The 26,604-nt window shown below is 40.5% G+C and carries 30 protein-coding genes and 1 other annotated feature; of the genes, 23 read left to right on the top strand and 7 right to left on the bottom strand.

What is annotated here, in order from left to right:
• The first annotated feature begins 113 nt into the window (after positions 1-113).
• Positions 114-1,091, top strand: a complete 978-nt coding sequence (locus JOD45_RS00910; RefSeq protein ID WP_205001964.1) for an NAD(P)/FAD-dependent oxidoreductase — start codon at positions 114-116, stop codon at positions 1,089-1,091.
• Between the two features lie 264 nt (positions 1,092-1,355).
• Positions 1,356-2,198, top strand: a complete 843-nt coding sequence (locus JOD45_RS00915; protein WP_205001965.1) for a DUF6612 family protein — start codon at positions 1,356-1,358, stop codon at positions 2,196-2,198.
• 19 nt (positions 2,199-2,217) lie between these two features.
• Here JOD45_RS00915 and ku read toward each other — a convergent pair whose 3' ends face one another.
• Positions 2,218-3,063: a non-homologous end joining protein Ku gene (gene ku / locus JOD45_RS00920; protein ID WP_205001966.1), complete on the bottom strand. Its 846-nt coding sequence runs from the start codon at positions 3,061-3,063 to the stop codon at positions 2,218-2,220.
• Positions 3,064-3,285: 222 nt separating this feature from the next.
• On the opposite strand from ku, the gene JOD45_RS00925 reads away from it, so the two are divergent.
• The gene (locus JOD45_RS00925) at positions 3,286-4,425 is read left to right on the top strand and encodes an ATP-binding protein (RefSeq protein ID WP_205001967.1); all 1,140 of its coding nucleotides are present in this window, start codon (positions 3,286-3,288) and stop codon (positions 4,423-4,425) included.
• Between the two features lie 211 nt (positions 4,426-4,636).
• Positions 4,637-5,134 (top strand): sigma-70 family RNA polymerase sigma factor, encoded by a 498-nt coding sequence (locus JOD45_RS00930; RefSeq protein WP_205001968.1) that lies wholly within the window; start codon positions 4,637-4,639, stop codon positions 5,132-5,134.
• Between the two features lie 95 nt (positions 5,135-5,229).
• Here the strand turns inward: JOD45_RS00930 and JOD45_RS00935 are convergent, their stop codons facing one another.
• The 3 genes from JOD45_RS00935 to JOD45_RS00945 all read right to left on the bottom strand — a co-directional run bounded on the left by JOD45_RS00935 (position 5,230) and on the right by JOD45_RS00945 (position 7,221).
• On the bottom strand, positions 5,230-5,487 hold the full coding sequence (locus JOD45_RS00935) for a NifU N-terminal domain-containing protein (protein WP_205001969.1): 258 nt from the start codon (positions 5,485-5,487) through the stop codon (positions 5,230-5,232).
• A gap of 87 nt (positions 5,488-5,574) precedes the next feature.
• On the bottom strand, positions 5,575-6,027 hold the full coding sequence (locus JOD45_RS00940) for a GNAT family N-acetyltransferase (protein WP_239548983.1): 453 nt from the start codon (positions 6,025-6,027) through the stop codon (positions 5,575-5,577).
• Positions 6,028-6,411: 384 nt separating this feature from the next.
• Entirely contained in the window at positions 6,412-7,221 is an 810-nt protein-coding gene (locus JOD45_RS00945) for a Cof-type HAD-IIB family hydrolase (RefSeq protein WP_205001970.1), read from the bottom strand.
• Positions 7,222-7,292: 71 nt separating this feature from the next.
• On the opposite strand from JOD45_RS00945, the gene JOD45_RS00950 reads away from it, so the two are divergent.
• The 11 genes from JOD45_RS00950 (at position 7,293) to JOD45_RS01000 (ending at position 12,234) form a co-directional block, all read left to right on the top strand.
• Positions 7,293-7,445: a hypothetical protein gene (locus JOD45_RS00950; RefSeq protein WP_205001971.1), complete on the top strand. Its 153-nt coding sequence runs from the start codon at positions 7,293-7,295 to the stop codon at positions 7,443-7,445.
• 102 nt (positions 7,446-7,547) lie between these two features.
• Positions 7,548-7,778: a DUF1659 domain-containing protein gene (locus tag JOD45_RS00955; protein ID WP_205001972.1), complete on the top strand. Its 231-nt coding sequence runs from the start codon at positions 7,548-7,550 to the stop codon at positions 7,776-7,778.
• A 31-nt stretch (positions 7,779-7,809) separates the two neighbouring features.
• Complete coding sequence (locus JOD45_RS00960) at positions 7,810-8,037, top strand: DUF2922 domain-containing protein (RefSeq protein ID WP_338056005.1); 228 nt, start codon at positions 7,810-7,812, stop codon at positions 8,035-8,037.
• A 71-nt stretch (positions 8,038-8,108) separates the two neighbouring features.
• Positions 8,109-8,291 carry a YvrJ family protein gene (locus JOD45_RS00965; protein ID WP_205001973.1) on the top strand — a complete coding sequence of 61 codons (183 nt, stop codon included), beginning with the start codon at positions 8,109-8,111 and terminating at the stop codon, positions 8,289-8,291.
• A gap of 129 nt (positions 8,292-8,420) precedes the next feature.
• Positions 8,421-8,702 carry a metal-sulfur cluster assembly factor gene (locus tag JOD45_RS00970; RefSeq protein ID WP_205002183.1) on the top strand — a complete coding sequence of 94 codons (282 nt, stop codon included), beginning with the start codon at positions 8,421-8,423 and terminating at the stop codon, positions 8,700-8,702.
• 100 nt (positions 8,703-8,802) lie between these two features.
• On the top strand, positions 8,803-10,068 hold the full coding sequence (locus JOD45_RS00975; RefSeq protein WP_205001974.1) for a molybdopterin molybdotransferase MoeA: 1,266 nt from the start codon (positions 8,803-8,805) through the stop codon (positions 10,066-10,068).
• Positions 10,065-10,595, top strand: a complete 531-nt coding sequence (mobB, locus tag JOD45_RS00980) for a molybdopterin-guanine dinucleotide biosynthesis protein B (RefSeq protein WP_205001975.1) — start codon at positions 10,065-10,067, stop codon at positions 10,593-10,595. Before JOD45_RS00975 ends, mobB begins: the two co-directional genes overlap by 4 nt.
• Positions 10,579-11,046 carry a molybdenum cofactor biosynthesis protein MoaE gene (locus JOD45_RS00985; RefSeq protein ID WP_205001976.1) on the top strand — a complete coding sequence of 156 codons (468 nt, stop codon included), beginning with the start codon at positions 10,579-10,581 and terminating at the stop codon, positions 11,044-11,046. Before mobB ends, JOD45_RS00985 begins: the two co-directional genes overlap by 17 nt.
• The gene (gene moaD, locus JOD45_RS00990) at positions 11,043-11,279 is read left to right on the top strand and encodes a molybdopterin converting factor subunit 1 (RefSeq protein ID WP_205001977.1); all 237 of its coding nucleotides are present in this window, start codon (positions 11,043-11,045) and stop codon (positions 11,277-11,279) included. Before JOD45_RS00985 ends, moaD begins: the two co-directional genes overlap by 4 nt.
• Positions 11,280-11,397: 118 nt before the next feature.
• Positions 11,398-11,544 carry a hypothetical protein gene (locus JOD45_RS00995; RefSeq protein WP_205001978.1) on the top strand — a complete coding sequence of 49 codons (147 nt, stop codon included), beginning with the start codon at positions 11,398-11,400 and terminating at the stop codon, positions 11,542-11,544.
• A 12-nt stretch (positions 11,545-11,556) separates the two neighbouring features.
• A complete protein-coding gene (locus JOD45_RS01000; RefSeq protein WP_205001979.1) occupies positions 11,557-12,234 on the top strand; it encodes a hypothetical protein in 678 nt (225 codons plus the stop codon).
• A 123-nt stretch (positions 12,235-12,357) separates the two neighbouring features.
• Here JOD45_RS01000 and JOD45_RS01005 read toward each other — a convergent pair whose 3' ends face one another.
• Positions 12,358-12,705, bottom strand: coding sequence for a YppG family protein (locus JOD45_RS01005; protein ID WP_205001980.1), 348 nt, complete (start codon positions 12,703-12,705; stop codon positions 12,358-12,360).
• Positions 12,706-13,099: 394 nt separating this feature from the next.
• Here JOD45_RS01005 and JOD45_RS01010 point away from each other — a divergent pair, with 394 nt between their 5' ends.
• The 4 genes from JOD45_RS01010 to JOD45_RS01025 all read left to right on the top strand — a co-directional run bounded on the left by JOD45_RS01010 (position 13,100) and on the right by JOD45_RS01025 (position 16,540).
• Positions 13,100-14,035 (top strand): beta-ketoacyl-ACP synthase III, encoded by a 936-nt coding sequence (locus JOD45_RS01010; protein WP_205001981.1) that lies wholly within the window; start codon positions 13,100-13,102, stop codon positions 14,033-14,035.
• A 21-nt stretch (positions 14,036-14,056) separates the two neighbouring features.
• On the top strand, positions 14,057-15,295 hold the full coding sequence (gene fabF / locus JOD45_RS01015; RefSeq protein ID WP_205001982.1) for a beta-ketoacyl-ACP synthase II: 1,239 nt from the start codon (positions 14,057-14,059) through the stop codon (positions 15,293-15,295).
• Between the two features lie 181 nt (positions 15,296-15,476).
• Positions 15,477-15,683: a YuzI family membrane protein gene (locus JOD45_RS01020; protein ID WP_205001983.1), complete on the top strand. Its 207-nt coding sequence runs from the start codon at positions 15,477-15,479 to the stop codon at positions 15,681-15,683.
• A gap of 104 nt (positions 15,684-15,787) precedes the next feature.
• Positions 15,788-16,540 carry a DUF3603 family protein gene (locus JOD45_RS01025; RefSeq protein WP_205001984.1) on the top strand — a complete coding sequence of 251 codons (753 nt, stop codon included), beginning with the start codon at positions 15,788-15,790 and terminating at the stop codon, positions 16,538-16,540.
• A gap of 204 nt (positions 16,541-16,744) precedes the next feature.
• Here JOD45_RS01025 and trpS read toward each other — a convergent pair whose 3' ends face one another.
• A complete protein-coding gene (trpS, locus tag JOD45_RS01030) occupies positions 16,745-17,731 on the bottom strand; it encodes a tryptophan--tRNA ligase (protein WP_205001985.1) in 987 nt (328 codons plus the stop codon).
• 64 nt (positions 17,732-17,795) lie between these two features.
• Positions 17,796-18,025: a binding site (T-box leader), on the bottom strand.
• Positions 18,026-18,076: 51 nt separating this feature from the next.
• The gene (locus JOD45_RS01035; protein ID WP_205001986.1) at positions 18,077-18,463 is read right to left on the bottom strand and encodes a DUF3899 domain-containing protein; all 387 of its coding nucleotides are present in this window, start codon (positions 18,461-18,463) and stop codon (positions 18,077-18,079) included.
• Between the two features lie 166 nt (positions 18,464-18,629).
• Between JOD45_RS01035 and JOD45_RS01040 the strand changes: the two genes are divergently transcribed.
• The 4 genes from JOD45_RS01040 (at position 18,630) to JOD45_RS01055 (ending at position 26,313) form a co-directional block, all read left to right on the top strand.
• On the top strand, positions 18,630-20,318 hold the full coding sequence (locus JOD45_RS01040) for a peptide ABC transporter substrate-binding protein (RefSeq protein WP_205001987.1): 1,689 nt from the start codon (positions 18,630-18,632) through the stop codon (positions 20,316-20,318).
• Between the two features lie 196 nt (positions 20,319-20,514).
• Positions 20,515-22,203, top strand: coding sequence for a peptide ABC transporter substrate-binding protein (locus tag JOD45_RS01045; RefSeq protein ID WP_205001988.1), 1,689 nt, complete (start codon positions 20,515-20,517; stop codon positions 22,201-22,203).
• A 256-nt stretch (positions 22,204-22,459) separates the two neighbouring features.
• Entirely contained in the window at positions 22,460-24,154 is a 1,695-nt protein-coding gene (locus JOD45_RS01050) for a peptide ABC transporter substrate-binding protein (protein WP_205001989.1), read from the top strand.
• Positions 24,155-24,627: 473 nt separating this feature from the next.
• Positions 24,628-26,313 (top strand): peptide ABC transporter substrate-binding protein, encoded by a 1,686-nt coding sequence (locus JOD45_RS01055; RefSeq protein ID WP_205001990.1) that lies wholly within the window; start codon positions 24,628-24,630, stop codon positions 26,311-26,313.
• Positions 26,314-26,604 lie beyond the last annotated feature (291 nt).

A 26,604-nucleotide genomic window follows, 5' to 3' on the forward strand; every position in this document is an offset into this window, starting at 1 on the left:
TACATATTAAGCTTATATTGTTCATCTAAGCTTACGAATGATGTAGTATATAGATAAGATAAAAAGATGAATACAATCAATCTTTTGATATAACATAATTGGTGGTGAATAGAATGACAACAGACATTTATGATATTACAATCATAGGCGGCGGCCCGGCCGGATTATTTGCGGCATTTTACGGCGGATTAAGGCAAATGAAGGTTAAGATTATCGAAAGTTTGCCGGAATTAGGCGGACAGCTCACAGCACTCTATCCAGAAAAATATATATACGATGTGGCAGGTTTTCCAAAGGTGCTTGCCGGAGACCTCGTTAAAAATCTCAAAGAGCAGGCTATGATGTTTAATCCAACGGTTGTTTTGGGTGAATCCGTAGAAAACGTCGAGAAACAGGCAGATCATTTTATTCTGTCTACTGACAAATCTCGCCACTATTCCAAGACAATCATTATTACAGCAGGCGTCGGCGCTTTTCAGCCGCGCGGTCTCGGCATTGAGGAAGCCCAAAAGTATGAAGGCAAGAACTTGCACTATTTTGTCAAAGATGTTCAAGCCTTTAAAGATAAGCGGGTGCTTGTTTGCGGCGGCGGAGATTCTGCAGTTGATTGGGCGCTGACGCTCGAACCGATTGCCAAGGAAGTTTATTTAACCCACCGCCGCGATAAATTCCGTGCCCATGAGCACAGTGTTGAACAGCTGAAACAATCATCGGTTAAAATTAAAACCCCTTACCAAGTTGCCGGCGTCGAGGGCAGCGGTGAAAAATTGACAAGCGTCACGCTTCAGAATAAGGAGCAATCCGAAACGGTGGAAGTAGACGATGTCATTGTCAGCTATGGGTTTGTCTCATCTCTTGGCGCTATTAAGGATTGGGGGCTTGAGATAGACAAGAATTCGATTGTTGTTAATTCTAAAATGGAAACGAATATTGAAGGCATTTACGCAGCGGGTGATATTTGTACTTATGAAGGTAAAGTAAAATTAATCGCCACCGGCTTTGGAGAAGCGCCGACAGCTGTCAACAACGCCAAAACATACATCGATCCTAAAGCCAAGACACAGCCAAAACACAGTACAAGCATGTTTTAAAACAATAAGGCCGGACCCGGGGAACAGGCCGTATTGTTGAGAGAAGTGAAGACGTTTCTGTAAAAACAAATGATCATAAAGGCTCTTTAAGCTGATCCTGTTCATTAAGGACAGCTTAAGGAGCTTTTTTCATGCGCTGTTTTTCAAATAAAATGTCATGAAGATTAACACTTCTTGCATTTAAATCATAAATAGTTAAAAAGGCGTTAGGACACCTCTGCTGATTCAATGACACAGCGGAAATATTTTGAAGGGAAGAAAAGAATGAAGAAATTTCTGTGCCTGTTCCTAGGAATGATTTTGGCCGTCGCTTTAAGCGCGTGTTCCTTTGGGCCAAAAAATGCGAGCGAAGTGTTAGAAAAAGCAGAAAAGGCATCAAAGGATATTCAAAGTTTTAAAGAAAATTCCGTTTCAGAAATGAAAACGACTGAACAAGGACAAAGTGTCGTTTTGCGAACAGAAGGCTCTTCGGAAATCCAGAAAAAGCCGCTGGCTGCGTATATTAACCAAACGGTTGAAAGCGGCCGGTCTGTCAACATTAAAATGTATATGACAAAAGACAGCATTTACCTGAAAAGCCCTGAAGAACCTGATATGTGGCTAAAAATGAATCATTCTGATAATCAACAGCTCGCTGGTTCTAATCCTCAGTCATTAGATATTCAGGGGCTTTTAAAGAGTCTTAAAAGCCAATCCAAACATTTTGACCTTATCGAAAAAGATCATGTTTATGTGTTAAAGTTTAATGGAAACGGCCAAGATTTTGCGGAATTTCTTAACAAAATGACAAGGGATCAAATGGCCGGTATAGGTAATCAGTCAAAAGCAGCTTTGGAAAACGCTGAATATCATCATGTTTCACTGACTTATTCCTTTGATAAAGAAAAGTTCACACCTAAAGCGATGAATTTGAAATTGGATATGACGATTGCTGATCCGGAACATTCAATGGAAAAAACAGATTTGAACATGAATTTGAAAGTGAACTACAGTCAAATTAATAAAGTTAAAGTTTCTGTTCCAGAAAGCGTTAAAAATAATGCAAGGGAATGGCCTTCCCCTAATCAAAATCAAGAAAATGACAATAGCTATAAAAAAAGCATTTAGCCCGGCTGCCGCCGGGCTTTTATGCTTTTTTCTTTTTCTTTGTTCCAGCTGCGCTTTTTTTGCTTGCTGTCTTTTTGGCTGCTTTTTTTCCTTTAGGTTTGCTTTCTTCAATGCTTGCTTGCAATGCCGAAAGCAGGTCGACAACATTTTCTTTCTTAGGCGCCTTTTTCGGTTTTTTGACTTCTTGGCCGGCAATTTTTGTTTGAATCAGATCGGACAGTCTTTCTCGGTATTCATCTTGATATTTTTCAGGTTCAAATCGTGTTGTTAACTGGTCAATCAATTGAATAGCGGTTTTTAATTCCTTCTCATTCGTTTCGCCGACTTGATCGATGCCCGGAACATAGTCAATCGCTCTCACTTCATCCGGATAATAAATTGTCTCGAGCAATAATCCCTTTTCATAGACCCGGACGACGGCGAGATGCTGTTTAGAGTGAAGTGTCAGCTTAGCGAGGCCGATTTTTTTTGAATCGTCTAATGCCTGCCTAAGAAGGGCATAGGCCTTCTCACCGTTCTCATTTGGGCCGATAAAGTAGGATTTATTAAAATAAATCGGATCAATTTCCTTTAGATCAACGAAATCAAGGATATCTATCGTTCGTTTTGTTTCGCCTTTTAATTCATCAATGTCTTCTTTTTTGATGAGAACGAATTGACCGGATTCATATTCATAGCCCCTGATGATCTCTTCATGAGAGACTTCTTCTTCACAAGATGGACAAAACCTTTGATATTTGATCGGTGTGCTGCATTTTTCATGAAGATACCGCAATTTAATATCTTTTTCTTCTGTTGCAGCATATAACTTAATGGGGATATGGACCAGCCCAAAGCTGATTGATCCTTTCCACATCGTATGCATAGCTTCCACGCTCCTCTTAATTTTAGATTGACCAATACGGTTGTTTTTACTACTAAAAAAACAGTCTTCAAAATGATGGAAAAGTACCGGTCAAGCGTTTAAGGGCTGCTTAGAGACGAGTGCTGAAGCCGTTCAGTTTTATGGGTTGTCATCTTTTTCCTAAAAAAAATGAATAATTAATGTTAAAATAGTAATAGGTTTCTAAAGAAGGGACATCTAGCTATGGTTGACACAAAGCTTAATCCTAAACAAATTGAACAGATTATTGCGCTTTTGGAGCAAAATCCCGACATTTTTATTAATAAATGGTTAGAAAAAACCCGGTTCAATCAAGCCGATCCATTTTATGAAGATGTTATTTACAATGCGAATTATACCGCCCGGCTGCTGGCTGTTTATTTCAGAAAGCAGAATAAAAAATTAATCAGCCGTTTAACCGAAAAGATTGTCTCTGAACGAATAGAGGCTAATGTTGATTTATCGGACTTCACAAAAAATATCAATATTGCAAGGGAAGTTGTAAATGAATTAATCGTTGAAAAAATCAGTGATCCGGCGACTGTTCTGCATGGCATAACTGTTGTGAACAGATTTTTTGATGTTTACCTGTATTTTGCGGTCGTCAACTATACGAAGAAAAAGGATCAAATTATCAATGAGAAGAGTATGTTCATCAATGAGATGCACAGTGATCGATTATCCATTCTCGGGCAAATCTCGGCAAGCTTTGCTCATGAGTTCCGCAATCCTTTAACGTCAATTAAGGGATTTATATCTTTATTAGAACGCAAGCTGCCGCTAGACGAACAATCAAAGTATTATTTTTCGATTATTAATAAAGAAATGGACAGCCTTGAAGACAAAGTGACACAATTTCTTTATTTATCAAAAATGCGCGGCCTCGGCGATGATATGACTATTTTTAACATCTCTTCTTTGCTTAAAGAAATGATAAATTTCATGTATCCGCGTTTTGTGGTCGAATCGATTAAAGTTGATCAAGAGATTAAGAAGAATTTATTTGTCAAAGGCGTTGAGGAACAGATAAAACAAGTCGTCCTCAATATTATGAACAATGCCGTTGAAGAATTAAGTGAATTTTGCGGAGATCGGCAAATAAGGGTTGAAGCAGGCTTAGACGGGGAGTATATCTATGTCGACATCATTAACAATGGAAGGAAGATCCCGTCTCACATTATTGACAGCATTTTTGAACCCTTTATCAGCACGAAAGAACTGGGAACCGGATTGGGACTGTCCGTTTGCAAGCAAATTATAGAAAAGCATGAAGGGGAAATATCGGTATCGACGACTGAAGAGGAAACGTCTTTTCGCTTTACTTTGCCAAAAGCAGAAGGCTGATGTTTTTTTTATCCAGAAAATATTAGCTTATTCCCGAAAATTGAAGGTCAGATCGCTTTGTTTTTGAAAAAAGCCTAAAGATTTTTGTTGTTTTCCTGCGATTCAATCAAGCAAAATCAGCAAAATAGCGATGTGCCGGCATCTCTATTTCCCGATATGATAGGTCTACCGCGGAATATCGAAGGTATGCCTTCATATAGGGGTAAGCTGGATGGATAAAGTCCAATCATTTGAGCAGCTTGCGGAAGATTACGCACCGCTTATTAAAAAGACGCTTGTCAGTTTTCATTTGATCAATGATTATGATGAAATGTTTCAAGTCGGCTTAATTGCTTTATGGAAGGCCCATCAAGCGTTTAATCCGGACAAAGGCTGTTTTCCAAGCTTCGCTAAGAGCTATATTAGAGGGGAGCTGATGACTGCATTAAAGAAAAAGAAGCGGTTTCAAGATAAGCATCTTTTCTATGAAGGAACAATAGCGGATCAATATATGACAGGCGGAATAGAGGATAGTTATTTTAAAAATGCATGGTTGGAGGATTGGACAAAGGGGTTAACGGATCGCGAAACCTTATGGGTGAAGGGCGCGATTCTCAATGATGAAACGGCGCAATCCATAGCAGAGAAGGAAAACGTTTCGGTGCATACAGTACGGTCCTGGAAAAAGTCCGCCTTAAAAAAATTGAGAAGAAAGTTTTCGCTGGCCTAAACGATCACCCTGTCAGAAAAAAATCAAACCTTTAATCCGTTAAAAAGTTCATCTTTCTTCAGCATTAAAGAAAACTCGCCTAGTTTGGCGAGTTTTTATAAACTGTTAAAGACTTCTTCAATCTTTGGCAAAAGGTCTTCCCAATCCGCATCGAAAGTTTTATTGACAGTTACAAAGTCCTCGTAACCGAAAATATTGTCGACACCTTCAATTGACAGCAGTTTCGCTGCAATCTCATGTTCCGCTTGATCGCCTTTCTTTGCAATCACACGGCCGTCAAACATCTTTTTTGCGGCTGTGAATTTCATCGCATTAGGGTTAGGCGTCGCGTCTGCACGAACATCGATACTCATTCTAATCTCTCCTTTAAATTCAGTCGGAATTTAAATCTTGTTTGTGGTAAATAACAGCTGAGTTTTTCCTCATTTTATAATATCAGATTAAAAACTAAAGCCATACCTTTTTGATACAATTTCATAAAATCCAAGTGAATTATACATATGTTTGGTCACTGAATTATTTACACCGGTTTCCAATTCAATGGATTTAATGTTTTCCGATTCAGCCATATGAATAATATATAATAATAATTTCCGTCCGATCCCTTTATTTCTGTATTCATTATGGACATAAAGCTCGTTCAGCCATAAATAATGGCCGCCTGTACGCAAATCAACTCCGATATTAAGAAGAGCCAGGCCAAGGACAATGCCATTTTCTTCTGCAATAATAATTCTTGATGTCCCGTTAGATTTTATTGTCAATTCAATAGCTTGAGAGATCTTCCTAAATGACTCTTCGTTGGTCGTAACGGAAATTTGCTGCATGAACAATTCGGCCATTTGCTGCTTTATGGCATCAGTTGTATCTTCAGTAATCTGATAAATCTTCAAAACATTCACTCCTATTGTCCATGAATTAGAAACAAAACAAATAAAATGCCCTTTTCCATCCCCTTTAAGTATACAAAAAAGAAGATGTATTGGGTATGGTATAACACGACCTTTTCTTGGAAGATATTCGTCAATCTCGTGAACAAAAAAAACGGGACAGTTAGAAAAGAGGCCATAAAATAAAGACCGGATATGAACCGGTCTTTATTTAGGCGCCGCCGCGGCTGATTTTTTCTTGAGTCTTTGCTTTTCTTTCGCTTTGTTTCTTAGAGTCTGGCGGCTGCTTATGCTTTTCATTTTTTCGTTTATCCATAGTGAACGATTTGCCCCCTTATAACGCTCTCAATGCTTAGTTTGTTCTTAGAAGGAAGCAGTTATTCGAAATCAGGAAATCGATAAAACTTTTTCAATGTACTTGGCAATGCCGTCTTTCTCATTCGTGTCGGTCACTTCATCAGCTATTTGCTTGACTTGATCCGAAGCATTCCCCATGGCAATGCCGCGCCCCGCATAAGCAAGCATTTCCAAATCATTATTTTCATCGCCAAAGGCAATCATTCTTTCTCTTGGAATCCCGAGGGAATCAGCAACTTTCCGTAATCCGACAGCTTTATTGACGCCGCGTTTAATCATTTCGATAATGTACCAAGGTTCACCCCATGAACGCTGATAAACAGCGTCTGCATATTGGTTTTCCAAATCGCGGATAAGATGTGAGACATTTTCTTTGAACGGTTGAATCAGAATGCAAGTGGGGGCAAATCTCAGAGACTCGCTGACATCTCCGGTTATGATTTTAGGGTTTTCAGTCCCGATAATCTGAGTGAGTTCCGGGTCAGGGTTCTTTATGTATACATCGTCTTTTGCCTCAACAAGAATATTGGCTAAGTGATAGTTTTCACATGCCTTAATAATATTTTTTGCATCTTCAATATTTAATGTTTGATGATATTCACCCCATGATTTGTCTTTTGGGTGATGAACATAGGCGCCGTTAATATTAACCATAGGTGTATTTAATTCAAGCTCATGATAATATTCAATGCTTAAACGAAAGGGGCGGCCGGTTGATATGACGACATGATGACCGTAAGCTGCGGCTTTTTGCAATGTCTTCTTAGTACGCAGGGAAATGGTTTTATTATCTGTCAAAAGCGTTCCATCAAGGTCGACAGCGATAAGATGTTTTTCCATCGGCTTTCAGTCCTTTATTTAGGCTATGTTCGTACTTGCTTTTATTATATGACAACCGCTGTTAAAAAGATATGAAAGGTGTATATAAACATCAAAAACCCGCCGCCGGCCATGTACAAGCAATAAACAAAGCGATAACACATGACGCCATCATTGTTATTTTGGATACATCATCGAACAGCGATGCTCATTGGCCATTTGCTGCAGTGTCATCATATTGCTGAAGGCTGCTCCTAAACTCATTTTGAAAAATTTTTTATCCTTTTTTAAATGCTTTCACCATTTTTCTATACAGGGATCTATTTATAATACGAAAGGAGGCGATGATGGATATGGTCAACAGCACATTGATTGACACAACGCTTGTCTTATCATTAGACGGCGGGCTTAACAAAGAAGCAAAGCCGGTGATTAAGAAGAAAACTTTCCGCAACGTTAAAGTCAAAGCAACTGACAGCCAGCTCTATAACGTTGCAAAAGCGATTGCGCCGCTAACCCACTATCCGCTTATTTCTATTGAAAGACATAATATTGTCAATTTATCTGAACAAGCTTAAGTGGCTATTTTAATCAATCATAGGAAAGGAAGTGTCAAAACTGGCGAAGACAATAGACTTGTTGTTTAAGAACGCCAAAGGCGATACCGCACGCATCAGTTTAGAAGAACCGAATGATCCGATTAATCCTTTAGTGGTTAATGCCGCTATGGATACTATTATTAGGGAGGGAGCATTTACATCTTCCGGCGGTGACCTCATCAGCAAAAAAGGAGCGCGTGTCATTGAAAGAAATGTAACTGACATTCAGCTGCAGTAAGGGAGGGGGAGGTTCCCCTTCCTTTTTCCCATTTAATAAGATTGAATAGCCCCTAAGAAAGGAGGATGAGCATGGACGAATGGTTACCCGTGATTAAAGATGTCGGCTTTCCGATTATCGTGACATTATACCTTCTTCATCGGATTGAAGGTAAGTTAGATGAATTGAATAAGTCGATTCAAGGTCTGGCCAATCATCTTCATCCATCCGAACGTCCTTATGCCGTTAAAGAGTCTCAAGCAAACGAAAAATGAAACATAGATACGGCAGAATGAGAACAAAACGGTTTGATGAAATGATTTTAAAGGTTATACTATAAATGAAAAAAACATTTTTAGAAAGGGGATGTTGAAGTGTCCCAGAGTGAATTGGAAAGTCAAGTGATGGAAGCGCTTGAAGAAGTCATTGACCCTGAGCTAGGCGTTGATATCGTTAATTTGGGCCTGGTTTACGGTGTAGATATTGACGAAAACGGTGATGTATTAGTGACAATGACATTAACCACAATGGGTTGTCCGTTGGCCGCGACTATACAGCATGAAGTGAGAACGGCCTTATCTTCGATTGAAGGCATTAATGAAGTAGATGTCAATATTGTATGGAATCCGCCTTGGACAAAAGATAAAATGTCCAGATATGCAAAAATTGCATTGGGTATTTCCTAATTGTTCATCCCCCCTTGGTTGGGGGTTTTTTCACATTTAAATGATAGGCTGGAAAGTTATCCTTTACATAAAGATAAATAGGGGAAGGGAGAAGAGCGGCATGGTTGAGATAAGAAAACCGATTACAGTTCAGGAAGCGGTTTCGAAAGTGATGGCACACATGCCCCTTATGCCGGCGGAGACTGTGTCAATTGACGATTGTGACAGGCGAGTATTGGCAGAAGATATATACGCTGATCATGATGTTCCGCCATTTAACCGCTCGCCATACGATGGATTTGCGATTATCGCCGAAGATACAAATGATGCTTCGCGTGAAAATCCTGTAACACTCAAGGTCATTGAAGAAATTGGGGCAGGTGATGTTGCTGGGCAAGCTGTCGGGCATGGACAGGCGATCAGAATCATGACCGGGGCCGCTTTACCCGAAGGGGCAGATGCCATTGTCATGCTTGAAGTCGTACATGAAAAAAATAATGGCAAGGAAATAGAAATTAAGCGCCGGATTAAGACATTTGATAATATTTCGTGGAAGGGTGAAGATACAGAAAAGGGAACGCTGCTTTTAGAAAAAGGCCGACAAGTGACACCCGGGGTTAAAGCGGTTTTAGCGACATTTGGCTATGCAAAAGTTAAAGTCTATCAACAGCCTGTGATCGGCATTATTGCCACTGGTTCGGAATTATTGGATGTCAGCGAACCGCTTGTTCCGGGAAAGATTCGAAACAGCAATGCCCATATGATGATCTCGCAAGTCAAGGAGGCAGGAGGAATCCCTGAATATTTTGGTCAGCTCAAAGATGATTTTGATCATAGTTTTCGAGCTGTGAAAGCTGCTTTGGCGGAAGTCGATATTCTTATTACTACCGGCGGTGTCTCTGTGGGAGATTTCGATTACTTGCCTGATATTTATAAAAAACTCGGCGCCGAGGTGCTTTTTAATAAAGTCGGCATGCGCCCCGGCAGTGTAACAACCGTTGCATATTTGCCGGATTCGGGCCAGCTTCTTTTTGGATTGTCTGGAAACCCTTCTTCTTGTTTTGTTGGATTTGAATTGTTTGCCGGGCCTTTAATTAAAGGCTGCCAAGGTTTGAAAAATAGGTTTCTCAGTCTTGCGGAAGCGACTTTAACTCATGATTTCCCTAAGCCGAACCCTTTTCATAGATTTGTCCGCAGCCGGGCCGCTTTTACAAACGGGCAATGGCAATCCTCGCCGGTAGGTTTAGACAAGTCTAATGTTGTCACTTCCCTAGCCGAGGCTAACGCACTGATGGTGCTCCCGGGAGGGACCAGAGGCTACAAATCCGGTGATCAGGTCAATGTATTGCTCTTAAATAGTGAGGGCAGGGAGCATTTTTGTCTATGAATGTTTGGCAAGTAGCCGGCTATCATAACAGTGGTAAAACAACGTTTATAACCCAGCTGCTTCCGCGGCTGAAAATGGCGGGCTGCCGGGTTGCAACAATTAAGCATCATGGCCATCATGAAGCGCTGCAAACCGTATGCAAAGGGGAGACGGATACAGGAAAGCACTTTGAAAGCGGGGCTGATGCGGTTGCCTATGCTTTGTCAACAGGCTTTTCCGTTGTATCCCGCCAGCCTTTTTCCGTCAAAGACTTAGTCGCCTTTTATCAAATGTCAGGACGCTATGATGTTATACTTATTGAAGGGTTCAAACAGGCAGATTATCCTAAGATTGTCTTTCATCGGGGAGAAGAAGACGACCATCTTATCGAACAGCTGAATCATATCCAAGCGGTTGTTACCCATCAGGAGACTGAAGCGCTTGCGAGAAAAACATCATTGCCTGTCTTTTCAGCAAATGATTTTGAAGAGCTGATTTCTATGGTTTTGTCCAGGTTAGGGGGGAGACATAATGGGGAAATTATTTGAAATTGTCAACAGCCCGATTGCCGTTCAGGATGTTATCAATAAAGTCATTGACCCCAATGCAGGAGCAATTAATACATTTATAGGCACTGTTCGGGAAATGACCAATGGGAAGAAGACGCTGTACCTTGAGTATGAAGCTTATATTCCGATGGCTGAAGCACAGCTCAAGCGCATCGGCGGTGAAATAAAATCTAAGTGGCCCGAGTCACGAACGGCGATCACTCACAGGATAGGCAGGCTTAATATTTCTGATGTTGCTGTGGTTATTTGTGTATCTACACCTCACCGTGATGCCGCATTTCAAGCTTCACGCTATGCGATTGAAAGAATTAAAGAAATCGTCCCAATCTGGAAGAAAGAATATTGGGAAGACGGGGAATTTTGGGTTGGCGACCAATTGGAAACGAAATCCTATCCTAAAGGGCGGCCAACAGGAGGCGAGTCGCAATGATTGAGATTTTGTTGTTTGCAAGTTTAAAAGAAAAAACAGGGCATAGTAAAATATCTTGGGACGAGGCACCCCTTACAGTCAATGAGTTAAAAGAAAAACTGAAGAGAACAGTACCCGGTCTAGAGGAGATTGATCATCTGATGATCGCTGTTAATGAAGTTTATGCCTTGGAGGGCCAAGTGATTAACGAAGGTGATGTCGTTGCTCTCATTCCGCCAGTCAGCGGCGGCTGATAGATGACTTTATAGTAGCTTTTGAGGGACAGTCAACTGTTTAAGTGGCTGTTCCTCATTTTTTTATTTTTATTTGCATAAATTAAATAAGAGAGTGCTTGTCAGGGGAGGGACATGGATGCCGCAAGCTAAAGAAGAATTAAAAGCTTTATTAAAACAAGATCCAAGGAATTTAACGTATAAGGGGAAACTGAGAATCTATGAATTAAGGCAATTGCTGAATGATTTTAAAAAGGATTTTCGCCAGTCAAAATTATTAAAATAATGGGGGAGTAGCATGGCCTGTACACTCGTTTACGGCGGGTTAAGTTCTGTAGGTTTGGCGCTTTGCAGTCATTTAACCGGAAATGGACAGAACGTCTTATCCTTAAGTTCTGCATGTAATGATACAGAACGGGAACAGGAAGAGGAGCGGGAATTGTTTATTGGAAGAAATGCCTTGTTTCATCAAGTCAGTTTAGATGACTTATGGAAAGACGATCTTCACTCTGACATTCGTCACGCTTTTTTCTTGGACCTCAACAAAGAGACAGAAAAAGAATATTATGTAAGTTACCAAAGGTTTGTGAAACTTTTAGAAAATTTATTCAAACAATTGAAAGACTTAAGATCTCTCGTCATGTTATCAGAAAATGAACTTGCGAACGCTGAACAATGGAATGAGGAAATGGATTTAGAAACGCTGTTCGCAAAAAATCTGGAAGACAATCTTTCTGAGTCTGCTGTTGAACGCGCGGCCGTAATTAGAATTTCTGATCGTGAACAAAAAAGCCAAAATCAAAAACTCAAGCCTCAGGCAGAGTCCCCATTAATCCGCGTGCTCGATGCCTCGATCCATATGGAGCCTGGATTTCATGTTATAGAAATGTTATCTTTAATGAACCAGTCTGATCGGGAAAAGGTTATGACCTATCCATTAGATAAAATAAGTGCATTTATAAGAAATGAAAAATAAACCTGGTTTTCCCAGGTTTATTTTTATAAAGGGGAAAACAAAGAAGTCAGCGAGATAACGCCTATGATTCAATCTTACGGTTTCAGTCATCAGTTTGGCCGGGATGGCTCATGTTAATAGCATTTATTTTTTAAACAAATTTAGCAAAGGTGAAATTTGTTTTAACATTGGTCCAGTTTTATTTATTAAATTAAAAACTTGATTGGCGCCAGACATTAGTTTATCAAAGTCTAGATTACCGTTATTATCTAAAAATGGCATGGCATTTGGCGGCTGGCTGGGCGGATTTTGTTGCTGGTTTGTCTGTTGGGGTTGGCTTTGGCTTTGGACTTGCTTGGGCTGCTGCATAGGCATTTGCTGCATAGGCTGATAAGGAGGCGGTGCCGTCGGCAGGCCGAACATAAATTGTGTAAAGGGATCATAAAACCGGTTAGGCTGCTGATACTGATTATTATTTTGTGTATTGGCCAATGTTTTCCCTCCCTTTTAACAATGTATCTGTTATATTTATAATTTATGATGGACAATAGGGTTTGGTGTATTTTTGGCATGTTATATGACTAAAGCTTTGAAAAATAGACTCCTAAAGCATAGACAAATTAATAAATTCATATTATATTAGTACCAAGTCATAATAATAGATAGTAAAATTTATTAATAAAATGAGGATTTCATTTTTTATATGTTGTGAAAGAAAAACAAAAGTTCGACGCTGGAAGCCCGCATGATGCTCTAAGTATTAGCGGAGCAAGCGGGCTTCGGCAAGGTAAGTGAAACACTCTGGATGACCAGGCAGTTGTCTGCGCCAATAGCCGAGGTTTCTTACGTTTATCAAATTTAATGAATTTGAAAGGGGTCATCGGAAATGGCTGCTGGAGTTTTAGGAATTGGAAAATATGTTCCAGAACGTGTGTTGACTAATTTTGATTTGGAAAAAATAGTGGATACATCTGATGAATGGATCAGAACAAGAACCGGAATACAAGAAAGACGCATTGCGGATGATCATACAAATACTTCAGATATGGCCTATTACGCTGCTAAAAATGCGATTGAAGATGCAGGGCTCAAACCAGAAGATATTGACATGATTTTGGTGGCGACGGTTACACCTGACCGCCCTTTTCCTTCGGTAGCCTGCATGATACAAGACAGACTTGGATGCAGAAATGTACCGTCAATGGATCTTAGCGCTGCATGCGCGGGCTTTATGTATGGTATGATTACAGCAAAGCAATTTATTGACACTGAAAGCTGTAAGCATGTGCTTATTGTCGGTGTCGAAAAGCTTTCAAAGATTACCAACTGGGAAGACAGAAGCACGGCAGTTTTATTTGGCGATGCAGCGGCAGCGGTTGTCATGGGACCGGTTTCTGACGGCAAAGGCATTTTGTCATATGAACTTGGTTCAGACGGTGTCGGAGGCAAACATTTGTATCAGGAAGGTCCATTCCTTATAATGAATGGACGGGAAGTCTTCAAATTTGCGGTTCGCCAAATGGGAGAATCTGCAGTTAATGTGGTTGAAAAAGCTAATTTAACAAAGGACGATATTGATTATCTAATCCCCCATCAAGCTAATATTCGCATTATGGAAGCCTCAAGACAGCGCTTGGATATACCGGAAGAAAAAATGATCAAAACAGTTCATAAATACGGGAATACTTCTTCTTCTTCCATACCATTGGCATTGGCAGATGCATTAGAAGGCGGCAAAATAAAGGATGGAGATATTCTTGTGCTTGTCGGTTTTGGCGGAGGCTTAACATGGGGAGCATTGGCGCTTCGATGGGGTAAATAGTTAAAGGAGAGTTGGAATGTCATGAAAAGACGAGTTGTCGTAACTGGATTAGGAGCAGTAACGCCCCTTGGTAACGATGTGGCGACAACATGGGAAAATGTTGTCGCAGGTAAGTCTGGGATTGATGCATTGACAAGAATTAATCCGGATGATTTTAATACAAAAGTAGCCGGAGAGCTTAAAGGCTTCGATCCGCTTGATTACTTAGATAAAAAAGACGTGCGCAAAATGGATCGATTTGTACACTATGCTATAGCTGCAGCTACAATGGCAGTAGCTGATGCCGATTTAACCATTACTGATGCGATTGCACCGCGCGTGGGTGTATGGATCGGATCAGGCATCGGCGGCATGGAAACCTTCGAAAGTCAAACACAAATCGCTATGAATAAAGGTTACCGCCGCGTCAGCCCGTTTTTCGTGCCAATGATGATTCCGAATATGGCGTCCGGTCAAGTGTCTATTCATTTAGGCGCTAAAGGCGTCAGTTCTTGTTCGGTGACAGCCTGTGCAACAGGTACGAATTGTATTGGCGATGCTTACAGGGCCATCGAGCGCGGCGACAACGACATCATTATTACTGGCGGAACAGAGGCTCCGCTGGTGAATATGGCGTTTGCGGGATTTGGTTCAATGAAAGCTCTGTCTACGAACCCTGATCCGAAAACAGCCAGCCGTCCATTTGATAAAAACCGTGATGGTTTTGTTATGGGCGAAGGAGCCGGTGTATTAGTCCTTGAATCGCTTGAATCAGCGATTAACCGCGGTGCCCACATCTATGCTGAGATTGTCGGTTATGCGACTACAAGCGACGCTTATCATATTACTGCCGTTGAACCAGGCGCAGCAGGTGCAGTTCGTGCGATGAGACAAGCGCTTGACGATGCTGAATTGAAGCCGGAAGATGTTCAATATATTAATGCTCATGGGACAAGCACTGAATTAAATGATAAAAATGAAACAATGGCTGTAAAAACAGCTTTCGGTGATCATGCCTTTAAATTGGCTATGAGCTCTACGAAATCTATGACCGGCCACTTGCTTGGTGCAGCCGGAGGCGTTGAATCAATCATAAGCATTAAAGCCATTGAAGATGGCATTATTCCACCTACAATCAATTACGAAACACCTGATGAAGAATGTGATCTTGACTATGTGCCAAACGAATCCCGCCATCAGCCGGTGCGCGTTGCAATGACAAACTCCCTGGGATTCGGCGGCCATAATGCCATCCTGATCTTCAAAAAATATGAAGAATAATAACGGCGAAACCCCCTTTAATGGGGGTTTTTTTGACTTTTGAAGAGTCAAGCCCTGTGTCCCTGTGCATAAGATGGTTTATTGGCATATTTAAAGAAGCACTCTCATATTTTTTATAATAGACAAGCTCAGACAAGCTGACGGCTAAGGAGGGACACCAATCACAGGGGAGCGCGGAATCATGCTGTTTAGATTTTTTATTTTTTTAGTAGGATTTGGACTAGCTGTTGCCGGGGGTATCAGCATCATTGCATATCTGAATATTATGACTACCGGACATGGCTTTGCTGAATATATTTTCTTTATGTCGCAACGGATAGAAACTTATCTTTTTTTCACTGGCGTCTTCATTATTTGGCTAAGCATCTATTTTCCGCTCCAAAAGTAAAATGTTCCCTGATTATAAAAAGTATTGTCTTCATGGAATAATTTCACTCACCGCTGACCATACTGTTTTCTAGAACATAGTAAAAAAAGTGAGGGACGAACAGCATGGAACTGATTGGAGATGTATGGGTCAATTGGTTTGAAGGTGAAGAAAATGGTTATAACGTTTGTGAATTTCATGAATGGCGCAAACACGATTTTATCGAATTGCTTGATCAAGTCCCATTATTGAAAATTGAGACATCATTATTCTTATATATTGAAAATGATTTGCGGGACTTGCCCTCTCAGCTCATGGAAGACGTTAGGAATCAAAGCTACATAAGAAAAAATAATCAGCGCGAAGTCATTGAATATTGTTTTATTGCTACAGACGGAGAAAGGCATATTGTTGTTGACACGCTAGGATATAACGTTCCAATCCGCAAAAGCAGAATGATTCCGAGACAAGAACAGCTCATTCTCGATAAAGCGGAGAAGATGGAAACGACTATTTATGAACTGCCGGCTAAGGAAAAGAATCGGGTGAAAGAATATCACATTATGTCGCCGCACCCGGATTGGATGACCGGATTAACCAGAAAGGAAAGACAACTGAAACAGCTTTTATTCATGGCATTAGATCACTTGCAAACTTCCGGCAGTTTAGAGGAGATGCGGTATTGGTATACGGAATGGTTCCCGAAACAATATCAAGAAAGCAAAAAGCTGACTTTTAATGAAGCGTGGGAACGACTTTTTAACGAAGTCAAAATCGGCTGGTCGAAAAAACATTATGATGTATGCGAGCGGATGATTAAAGGACAAGCATATTTTGAGAAACTTTGGGAACTTGAACATGGCACAAAAGTAAATTAGACGGCAGCACAGGCAATGCTTGTGCTGCTGTTTATTGATGCACTGCAAATTGACTCAAGTATACAAAGCTCACCTGCTTAGCGTATCATGACAGCATTTTAAAAAGGAGATATAAATGTTTTTTATTTAAAAAAGCCAAAAAAGAAAAGTACAAGCTCAGCGCCTGTACTTTTTGCACATTAGCAGATCTTTGGGCCGGACCTCTTATCTTTTTCTGCCTAGCCCCATTGCTTTTTCAGCTTTTTTCAGCATTTTTTGAGCAACGCGGTTAGCTTTGGCTGCGCCTTCATCGAGAATGTCATCCAGCTTGTCAGATTCAAGCAAATTGTAATATTTCTCTTGAATAGGCTTCAATGTATTGACAACGGCTTCGGCAACGTCAGTCTTGAATTCTCCATAGCCCTTGCCTTCATAATCTTTTTCAAGCTGTTCAATTGATCGGCCGGAGCACAGTGAATAAATGGTTAAGAGATTTGTGATGCCCGGTTTGTTTTCCTTGTCAAAACGGATTGTTGGTTCAGAATCAGTTGTTGCACTTTTGATTTTTTTGGTGATTTGTTTTTCGTCGTCTGTCATAAGAATGAATGACTTTTGATTTTCAGCGGATTTGCTCATTTTTTTAGTCGGGTCAACCAGCGACATAATCCTTGCGCCGACTTTAGGAATGCTGACTTCCGGAATGGTAAAGATATCATTGTATTTTTTGTTAAACCGTTCGGCAAGATTTCGTGTCAACTCCAGATGCTGCTTTTGGTCTTCGCCAACCGGAACGAGGTCAGTGCCGTATAAGAGGATATCGGCGGCCATTAATGGCGGGTAGGTAAGCAGCCCTGCAGAAACACCTTCTTTTCCTTTTGACTTATCTTTGTACTGCGTCATTCTTTCGAGCTCGCCAATGTAGGAGACGCATTGCAGTATCCATCCAAGCTGGGCATGAGCAGGAACTTCTGATTGAATAAATAGTGTTGATTTTTCGGGATCGATGCCGCATGCCAAATATAAAGCAGCAAGGCTGCGGATGTTCTCTCTTAGTTTCAAACGATCCTGAGGAACTGTAATCGCATGCTGGTCAACAATACAAAAATAACAGTCATTATCGTCTTGAAGTTCAGGAAAATATTTCAAAGCCCCAAGGTAGTTCCCAAGTGTGGGTGTGCCTGATGGTTGAATGCCAGAAAAAATAGTTGCCATATTTATCACCTCAGTAAAATTCTTTTCAAAGCTTTTTCAAAAAACAAAAAAAGGCTCACTCGTCGTAAGGGACGAATGAACCGCGGTGCCACCCTAATAATTTCCATAGCCATAGAAATCACTTAGCCCGAATTAAATTCGGTTCCATTGTAACGCATGGATACGCCAATTCCTACTGCTCGTTCAGATTGGTGCTCGAAAGCCCATTCCACAGCTTTCCGTTATCTGCTTCCCACCGCCGCAGACTCTCTTGAAACTTAACAGCTGTGTACTCTTCTTTCTCATCGCAAATGACTATTGATTTTGTTCATTTAGTATATATAAAGAAAAACAAAAATGCAAATATCAAATGACCGTATAGGATAACAACATAGAAACAATGAAAAATGCCATGCCTGTTAGAATAAAAGGATAACTCATCGGCCACTTGGCATGCGGGTGAATCCGCACATCCTCCTCCTCATCATCCAGGCCTAACTTCGCTGCTCTTCTCTTTCTTGAAGCGCGCTTAAATAATTTAAATCCCAAAATGAACCCGTCAAAGAATCCGCCCTGAATGATCCAGACAATAAGGCCGACAATTAATAAAGCAAGGCTTGATAAAGCAAGCGCATTAGCAAATGACAGCAGGTTGAATTGATGATAGCGAATGACCATGAAAAGAACCGTTAATAACAACTCTATAACAAAAGCAATGGCATAATGCTTGATTCCGCTTTCTTTTGTAGTCATGTCTGCTTCCCTCCAAAACTATCATACCATATTCTTTGATATATGCCTTTATCTTTCAGTAAATGCAAACGTATAAAAATATTTGGCCAAGAAGGAAATCGCAAAGACATGTCGAAAAATTATTAAAGTTACAATATTTAGATTTTTTTAAGGGAGGTTGGTGATTATGAAAGGAAAAAAGACAAAATGGCCATTAGCGTTATCATTCATTTTAGTGTTAAGTTTGTTTCTAAGCGCGTGCTCCAGCGGCAGTAAAGATACAAGCGGAACGAATGCGGGAGGCGATGGGCAGCTTAGCGGCAGACAAGTGCTTAACCTGACGACTGAGCAAGATATTCCTTCGCTTAACTGGACGCAGGCATCTGATACCACTTCATTAACTGTTTTAAGTATGGTTGGCTCAGGTCTTATGCGAATGGATCAGGAATTGAAGCCAAAGCCGGATATGGCCGCTGCGATGCCAAAAGTCAGCAATGATAAAAAAGTCTATACATTCAAAATTCGAAGTGATGCCAAATGGTCTGACGGTTCGCCTGTAACTGCTAATGACTTTGTCTATGCTTGGCGGAAAATGAATGATCCGAAAACAGCGGCGCAATACGGTTATATCTTTCCAGCCGCCAATATTAAAAACGCCGCAAAAATTCAGGACCCAAAAGATCCGTTGTTCGGCAAAGTAGATCAGCTAGGCGTTAAAGCGCTTGACGATAAAACGCTGCAAGTGACATTGGACAAACCAACACCTTACTTCTTAAGTCTTACTGCATTTTTCGCTTTCTTCCCGGCAAAAAAAGACTTTGTTGAAAAGCAGGGAAAGAAATACGGACAAGAGGTCAATAACATTCTGTATAACGGCCCATATGTGCTATCGGGCTGGCAGCACGGCGCAGGCTGGACATATAAGAAAAATAATAAGTATTGGAACGCCAAAAATATTCATATCCAGCAAGTCAACTATAAAGTCATTAAAGACGGTGCAACAGCGGTAAATATGTATAAAACAGGGAAATTAGACTCTGCAACCATTACATCTGAGTTTGTCAACCCATTTAAGGGCAAGAAAGATCTGCAAACTGTATTGCAGGCACCGGTGAATTTCTTGCGGCTTAACGAAGAAAAAGTACCGGAATTTAAAAACAAAAATCTGCGCAAAGCCATCTATATGTCAATTGACCGCGAAAGCATGGCGAAAGAATTGCTTAATGACGGCTCATTGCCTGCGGCTTATATCGTGCCTAAAGACTTTACAAAAGGACCGAACGGCAAAGATTTCAGAAGCGAAAAGCCGGACGGCTACCCAATCGGCAGCAAACAAGATGCGAAGAAGTATTGGGAAAAAGCTAAGAAAGAATTAGGCATTAAAACGCTTAAACTTGACCTGATGAGCCAGGACTCTGATAATTCTACGAAATATAACGAATATATTGCGAATCAAATTGAGAAAAATCTCCCGGGGATCACAGTCACAGTCTCCAAACAGCCAAAAGGAAATTTCTTGAATAAGGAAAAGTCAGGAGACTATCAAATGTCAAGCAATAACTGGGTACCGGACTATCAAGACCCTATGACTTTCTTAGACATGTGGACAAAGGGCAACCCATCCAACAGGGAAGGATTCTATGATCCGAAGTACGATAAATTGATCAAGGAAGCAGAAAATCTAGGCGGCCAGCCTGAAAAACGCTGGGAAAAGCTCCATGAAGCAGAAAAGGTGCTGCTGGAAGATGATGCAGCCATTGTCCCTTTATATCAAGCAGGCAATGCCATCCTGACCAAACCATATGTCAAAGGTTTGCTTCATCCTAACTTCGGACTTGACGTCGACTGGACACACGCTGAGGTATTAAAACATTAAAATGCGAAAAAGAGCTGTGCTGATCATCTTAAGGATGAGCGGCGCTCGCTCTTTTATTATGACTTTGCTTTTTTAAAATACGGAAATGCCGCATGATTGTTTAACGGCAAGTAAGGCACAGGCTGTGTATTTTCAGAAAGTTCTTCGAATCATTGGCCGCCTTCATTAAACTTACATTGATTGGGAGGTTGTATAAATGAAAAGAAAAGCTAAATGGTCTCTTATTCTTTCGCTCATCTTAATCCTCAGTTTGGTTTTGACAGCTTGTTCAAGCAGCAGTAATACGAGCGGTGAAGCCAGTCAAGGACAAGGCAAAGAAGAATTGGCGAAAGATCAAGTGCTTAACTTAACAGAACCGCAAGATATTCCTTCATTAAATTGGACACAAATTACCGATACAGTATCATCTACAGCCATCGGTATGGTCAATTCAGGATTAATGCGCTTTGATCAGAACATGAAGCCAAAGCCGGATATGGCGGACGGCATGCCTAAAATCAGCAAAGATAAAAAGGTCTACACTTTCAAAATCCGGAAAGACGCCAAATGGTCAGACGGTTCGCCGGTTACAGCAAATGACTTCGTATTTGCATGGCGCAAGATGGTAGATCCGAAAACCGCCTCGCAGTATGCATTTATCTTTGCATCAGCCAATATTAAAAACGCAGGCAAGATTGAAGATAAGAAAAGCCCATTATTTGGGAAAACGAATCAGTTAGGCGTTAAAGCGCTTGACGATAAGACGCTTCAGGTAACGCTTGAAAAACCGACGCCGTATTTCTTAAGTATGCTTCCGAGCGCCTCTTTTTTGCCGGCGAAAAAAACATTTGTCGAAAAACAAGGGAAGAATCTTGGACAAGAACCGCAAAATTTATTATTTAACGGACCTTATATTTTAACGAAATGGAATCATGGTTCTGGATGGTCATTTGAAAAAAATAATAAATATTGGAACGCTAAAAACATTCATATTAAAAAAGTGAATGTACAAGTGATCAAACAAGTATCGACAGCCGTTAACATGTACAATACAGGCAAACTGGATTCAACGACGGTTAATTCCGATTTTGTTGATCAATTTAAAGGCAAGCCGGACTATCATACAACGCTTGTGGCCATTACCTATTTCTTAAGGCTGAATCAAGAGAAGGTGCCGGCGTTTAAGAATGAAAAGGTTCGCAAAGCGATTTATGGATCTATTGATCGTGATACGATGGCGAAAGATTTGTTGAAAAACGGATCTGCTGGCATAAAGTATCTTGTGCCGAAGAATTTTGCTAAAGGACCTGAAGACAAAGATTTTAGAAGTTCAGCGCCTTCTGGCTATGATGCCGCAAATAAACAGCAGGCAAGAAAACTTTGGGATGAGGCCAAGAAAGAACTAGGCATTAAGTCTCTAAAATTAGAATTAATGACACAGGATGCAGATAGTGCAGTTAAAATGAATGAATATGTAGCTAATCAGCTGGAAAAGAATCTGCCCGGCATGAAGGTTACAATTAACAAACAGCCTTTTGGCAATTTCTTAAAGCTTGAGTCCAGCGGGAATTATCAAATGGAAAATGGCGGATGGTCGCCTGATTACTTAGATCCGATAACGTTCTTAGATATGTGGACCACAAAGAGCGACATGAATAGAATGAATTATTCTGATCCGAAATATGACAAATTAATTGAAGAGGTGAATCAATTAGGTGCTGATCCGCAGAAACGCTGGGAGAAAATGCAGGAAGCTGAAAAGCTGCTGTTAGATAAAGATGCAGCCATTGTTCCGCTCTATCAAAGAGCTAATGCTTATGTGACCAAACCATATGTAAAAGGATTGATTTACCCGCCATTCGGTTTTGATATGGACTGGACGCATGCTAAGGTTTTAAAACACTAATAAAACAATAAGCCGCCGTTTTTCAATCCCCTGCAAAAAGGGACTTGAGCCGCGCGGCTTATTTTATGGACAATAGATAAAACGGATGCCATAAATAGTCAGAAGAGGAACCTAAAATTTTTATTGACAAAATAGGGTGAAGAGTGTGAAAATAAATGAGGACTTGCATCATATATATGTGTCAATGGTGTTTTTTTTCATATCAGAAAATTTAAAACATCATTTGACCATCTAAAAAAGGGGGCATTAAACACAGATGAATGGGAAAAGAAAAGTAAAATGGACACTTTTCCTTTCGCTCATGCTTGTTTTGAGTATGTTCCTTGCAGCATGTTCAAGCGGCAGCAAGGACACGAGCGGCAGCGCCGGCGGAAGCGGAAAGGAAGAATTAGCAAAAGACCAAGTCCTTAACCTGATGGAGCCAGTAGATATTCCATCACTAAACTGGACGCAAATTACTGATACGACCTCTTCAACAACCATCGGCATGGTGACTTCAGGATTGATGCGTTTTGATCAAAACATGGAACCGAAGCCGGATATGGCGGACGGCATGCCAAAAATCAGCAAAGATAAAAAGGTCTACACTTTCAAAATCCGGAAAGATGCCAAATGGTCAGACGGGTCGCCGGTTACAGCTAATGACTTCGTATTTGCATGGCGCAAGATGGTAGATCCAAAAACCGCCTCGCAGTATGCATTTATCTTTGCATCAGCCAATATTAAAAACGCTGCCAAAATTGATGACAAGAAGAGTCCATTGTTTGGCAAAGTGGATCAATTGGGCGTTAAAGCGCTAGATGATCATACATTGCAAGTCACGCTTGAAAAACCAACACCTTATTTGCTAAGCACATTGTGCAGCGCATCATTTATACCTCAAAAGAAAGAATTTGTTGAAAAAGAAGGAAATAATTTAGGCCAAGAGCCGAAAGATTTATTATCTAACGGACCTTATATTTTAACCAAATGGAATCACGGTTCAGGATGGTCCTTTAAGAAAAACGAAAATTACTGGAATGCTAAGAATATCCATATAGAAAAAGTCAATGTTTCGGTGCTCAAACAAAAATCAACTGCTGTTAACTTATACAATACCGGCAAATTAGACTCAACATTGATTGATTCAGAATTTGTTGATCAATTTAAAGGCAAGCCGGACTACCATTCAACGCTGATGGCTGCACCATACTTCATTCGTTTAAATCAAGCTAAGGTGCCGGCTCTTAAAAATGAAAAAGTGCGTAAAGCGATCTATGGATCTATTGACCGTGATACGATGGCGAAAGATTTAATTAAAGACGGCTCAGTAGGGGCAAAATACATTGTGCCAAAAGGATTTGCAAAAGGTCCGGACCATAAGGACTTCAGAAGCACATCTCCAAATGGTTTCAATGCAGCCGATAAGCAGCAAGCGAAGAAACTTTGGGAACAAGCCAAAACAGACTTGGGCATTAAATCTTTGAAACTTGATTTGATGACACAAGACCAAGACAAGTCTGTTAAAATTGCCGAATACGTTGCAAACCAAATTGAGAAAAACTTGCCGGGCGTATCTGTAAACGTTTTGAAACAGCCATGGGGACAATATTTGAAACTTGAATCTGCCGGCCATTATCAAATGTCAATCAGCGGCTGGTCCCCGGATTACTTAGACCCAATGACATTTTTAGATATGTGGACAACAGGCAATCCTATGAACAGAATGGGCTACTCTGATAAGAAATACGATCAATTGATTGACGAAGCCAATAATTTGGGCGCAGAGCCGCAAAAACGCTGGGAAAAAATGCAAGAGGCTGAAAAGCTGCTGCTTGATAAAGATACCGCGGTGATTCCGCTTTACCAACGAGCTAATGCTTATGTCACTAAACCTTATGTTAAGGGGCTTATTTACCCATCATTCGGCTTTGATTTAGATTGGACACACGCTAAAGTATTAAAACATTAATAGCTAAAAAAGAGCCGCTGCTCAATTCTTTTCGTACGGTGTTGTTTGTTTAAAACTCACAAAGAAAATGGATAGCGCGGCTCTTTTTGTTTGCTTCAACTTCGAAACTCCCTATTTTTATGTAACGGGCTTACATGACTATGAGAGCTGACCCTATCGTATTTGATTTACTTTAAAATATTTATAGTGTTTAAGATGGCCGCCTGAAATATTAATCACCGGTTTGCTGCCCGGTATTGGATTGCGGGTGCGGAATAATAAAGAAAAGCATTCATACGGCAGCTGGAGTCATGCTGAGCCGCTATTATTGTGCTGATCTGTAATCATATCTTCTTTCACATTACTATTGATAAAATAGTCTGAATAATTGTAAAATGGATTTGATATGATATAATACCGGCAAAGAACTTTCTGCAATAAATGTCAGAAAATTTGAATAAATTTTGGCGGATTTAAAAAAGGGGGTACAAAGTATGAAAGGAAAAAGAAAAGTCAAATGGGCACTGTTCCTTTCAGTCATTTTGGTTCTAGGTATGCTGCTGGCAGGATGCTCAAGCGGCAGCAAGGACACAAGCGGAACCAGCACCGGTCAGTTAGACAGCAAACAAGAACTTAACCTTATGGAATCTGCAGATATTCCTTCATTGAATTGGACACAGATCACAGATACAACATCATCAACAGCGATTGGCATGGTTACATCGGGACTTATGCGCCTAGATCAACATTTGAAGCCTAAGCCGGATATGGCAGCAGCAATGCCTAAAGTCAGCAAAGATAAAAAGGTCTACACTTTTAAAATCAGAAAAAATGCGGAATGGTCTGATGGGTCACCGGTAACCGCAAATGACTTTGTGTACGCATGGCGGAAAATGAATGATCCAAAGACAGCATCGCAGTATGCTTATATCTTCGCAAGCGCTAATATTAAAAACGCCGCTAAAATTCAAGATAAGAATAGTCCTTTGTTTGGAAAGGTTGACCAATTGGGCGTTAAAGCGCTTGATGATCATACATTGCAAGTCACGCTGGATAAGCCAACGCCTTATTTTATCAGTCTCGTCGCTAATCAGTCTTTCTTGCCGGCCAAGAAAGAATTTGTTGAAAAAGAAGGTCAAAACCTTGGCCAAGAAGCTAGTGATTTGCTATTTAACGGTCCATATGTGCTTACTAGCTGGAAACACGGAGACAGCTGGACATTTAAGAAAAATGATAAGTATTGGGATGCGAAAGATATTCATATTAAGAAAGTTAAAGTTAATGTGATTAAAGATACATCAACAGCTGTTAACATGTATCAAACCGGCAAGCTGGATTCGGCTATACTAAGTTCAGAGTTCGTTAATCAGTTCAAAAACAGCAAAGATTTCCATACAACCTTGCTTTCAGGTACTTATTTCCTTTATCTGAATCAAAATAAAGTCCCGGCATTAAAAAATGTAAAAGTTCGCAAGGCGATTAATATGGCCATTGACCGCAATAATATGAGCAAATTGCTGTTAAACAACGGCTCTGTAGGCGCCGATTACATTGTGCCGAAAAATTTCGTAAAAGGATCGGACGGCAAAGACTTCAGAAGTTATGCTCAGGGCGGCTTTAACGGCTATAATCCGGCAGAGGCGAAGAAGCTTTGGGATCAGGCTAAGAAAGAGCTGGGCATAAGAACACTTAAATTAGATATCATGGGGCAGGATAACGATCTTTCCTCAAAAATTCTCGAGTATATCGCAAACCAAATGGAAAAGAATTTGCCGGGAATGAAGGTGACTGTCAATAAGCAGCCGTGGGGCAACTATCTTAAATTAACATCAGGGGGCAACTTCCAAATAGCGAATAGCGGCTGGTCACCAGATTATTTGGATCCAATGACATTCCTAGATTTATGGACAACCGGCAACCCTAACCAAAATCAAATGGGCTATTCAGATCCTAAATATGATCAATTAATAAAAGAAGCGGTTGCAGAAGGCGCTCAACCGGATAAGCGCTGGAAAACAATGCAAGAGGCTGAAAAGCAATTGCTTGACAAAGATCAAGCGATTGTCCCGATATATCAAAAAGGTCTTGCATATGTAACAAAACCATACGTTAAAGGGCTGACTTACCCAGCGTTCGGCTTTGACTTAGATTGGACGCATGCCGAAGTGCTGAAACACTAGATATTAAATAGGCATGATAAGCCGGCCATGTTGTACATTTCACCAATCCCGCAAATTTTAGAAGGTGAAAGAGTATAACATGGCTTTTTTGTATGTTGTCTCAATACGACAAATATCCCTAATAAATGGTAAAACAGTCCTGCGTTAATGCGACAAAGTATAATAAGATGAATAATTCCATAGGTAAAAAGTCTTATTTTGTATTAAGTTTTTGTAATAATAGCAAGGTTTCGTTTCTTCACATTAAAAAAAACAGTGAAATATGACTTAGTTATTTGTATAATTATTTAT

The sequence above is a fragment of the Scopulibacillus daqui genome (assembly GCF_016908855.1).
Lineage (GTDB): Bacteria > Bacillota > Bacilli > Bacillales > Sporolactobacillaceae > Scopulibacillus_A > Scopulibacillus_A daqui.

What these genes read in the sequence shown, in the direction of transcription:
- JOD45_RS00995 (WP_205001978.1), top strand. Translation starts at nt 11,398, where the DNA reads ATGCCGCAAGCTAAAGAAGAATTAAAAGCTTTATTAAAACAAGATCCA.
- trpS (WP_205001985.1), bottom strand. Translation starts at nt 17,731, where the DNA reads ATGGCAACTATTTTTTCTGGCATTCAACCATCAGGCACACCCACACTT.
- JOD45_RS00945 (WP_205001970.1), bottom strand. Translation starts at nt 7,221, where the DNA reads ATGGAAAAACATCTTATCGCTGTCGACCTTGATGGAACGCTTTTGACA.
- JOD45_RS00975 (WP_205001974.1), top strand. Translation starts at nt 8,803, where the DNA reads ATGGTTGAGATAAGAAAACCGATTACAGTTCAGGAAGCGGTTTCGAAA.
- JOD45_RS01020 (WP_205001983.1), top strand. Translation starts at nt 15,477, where the DNA reads ATGCTGTTTAGATTTTTTATTTTTTTAGTAGGATTTGGACTAGCTGTT.
- JOD45_RS01040 (WP_205001987.1), top strand. Translation starts at nt 18,630, where the DNA reads ATGAAAGGAAAAAAGACAAAATGGCCATTAGCGTTATCATTCATTTTA.
- JOD45_RS01055 (WP_205001990.1), top strand. Translation starts at nt 24,628, where the DNA reads ATGAAAGGAAAAAGAAAAGTCAAATGGGCACTGTTCCTTTCAGTCATT.
- moaD (WP_205001977.1), top strand. Translation starts at nt 11,043, where the DNA reads ATGATTGAGATTTTGTTGTTTGCAAGTTTAAAAGAAAAAACAGGGCAT.
- JOD45_RS00950 (WP_205001971.1), top strand. Translation starts at nt 7,293, where the DNA reads ATGAAAGGTGTATATAAACATCAAAAACCCGCCGCCGGCCATGTACAA.
- JOD45_RS00915 (WP_205001965.1), top strand. Translation starts at nt 1,356, where the DNA reads ATGAAGAAATTTCTGTGCCTGTTCCTAGGAATGATTTTGGCCGTCGCT.
- JOD45_RS00910 (WP_205001964.1), top strand. Translation starts at nt 114, where the DNA reads ATGACAACAGACATTTATGATATTACAATCATAGGCGGCGGCCCGGCC.
- mobB (WP_205001975.1), top strand. Translation starts at nt 10,065, where the DNA reads ATGAATGTTTGGCAAGTAGCCGGCTATCATAACAGTGGTAAAACAACG.
- JOD45_RS01035 (WP_205001986.1), bottom strand. Translation starts at nt 18,463, where the DNA reads ATGACTACAAAAGAAAGCGGAATCAAGCATTATGCCATTGCTTTTGTT.
- JOD45_RS00935 (WP_205001969.1), bottom strand. Translation starts at nt 5,487, where the DNA reads ATGAGTATCGATGTTCGTGCAGACGCGACGCCTAACCCTAATGCGATG.
- JOD45_RS01010 (WP_205001981.1), top strand. Translation starts at nt 13,100, where the DNA reads ATGGCTGCTGGAGTTTTAGGAATTGGAAAATATGTTCCAGAACGTGTG.
- JOD45_RS00930 (WP_205001968.1), top strand. Translation starts at nt 4,637, where the DNA reads ATGGATAAAGTCCAATCATTTGAGCAGCTTGCGGAAGATTACGCACCG.
- JOD45_RS01050 (WP_205001989.1), top strand. Translation starts at nt 22,460, where the DNA reads ATGAATGGGAAAAGAAAAGTAAAATGGACACTTTTCCTTTCGCTCATG.
- JOD45_RS00925 (WP_205001967.1), top strand. Translation starts at nt 3,286, where the DNA reads ATGGTTGACACAAAGCTTAATCCTAAACAAATTGAACAGATTATTGCG.
- JOD45_RS00985 (WP_205001976.1), top strand. Translation starts at nt 10,579, where the DNA reads ATGGGGAAATTATTTGAAATTGTCAACAGCCCGATTGCCGTTCAGGAT.
- ku (WP_205001966.1), bottom strand. Translation starts at nt 3,063, where the DNA reads ATGCATACGATGTGGAAAGGATCAATCAGCTTTGGGCTGGTCCATATC.
- JOD45_RS01025 (WP_205001984.1), top strand. Translation starts at nt 15,788, where the DNA reads ATGGAACTGATTGGAGATGTATGGGTCAATTGGTTTGAAGGTGAAGAA.
- JOD45_RS00970 (WP_205002183.1), top strand. Translation starts at nt 8,421, where the DNA reads ATGGAAGCGCTTGAAGAAGTCATTGACCCTGAGCTAGGCGTTGATATC.
- JOD45_RS00955 (WP_205001972.1), top strand. Translation starts at nt 7,548, where the DNA reads ATGGATATGGTCAACAGCACATTGATTGACACAACGCTTGTCTTATCA.
- JOD45_RS01045 (WP_205001988.1), top strand. Translation starts at nt 20,515, where the DNA reads ATGAAAAGAAAAGCTAAATGGTCTCTTATTCTTTCGCTCATCTTAATC.
- JOD45_RS01000 (WP_205001979.1), top strand. Translation starts at nt 11,557, where the DNA reads ATGGCCTGTACACTCGTTTACGGCGGGTTAAGTTCTGTAGGTTTGGCG.
- JOD45_RS00965 (WP_205001973.1), top strand. Translation starts at nt 8,109, where the DNA reads ATGGACGAATGGTTACCCGTGATTAAAGATGTCGGCTTTCCGATTATC.
- fabF (WP_205001982.1), top strand. Translation starts at nt 14,057, where the DNA reads ATGAAAAGACGAGTTGTCGTAACTGGATTAGGAGCAGTAACGCCCCTT.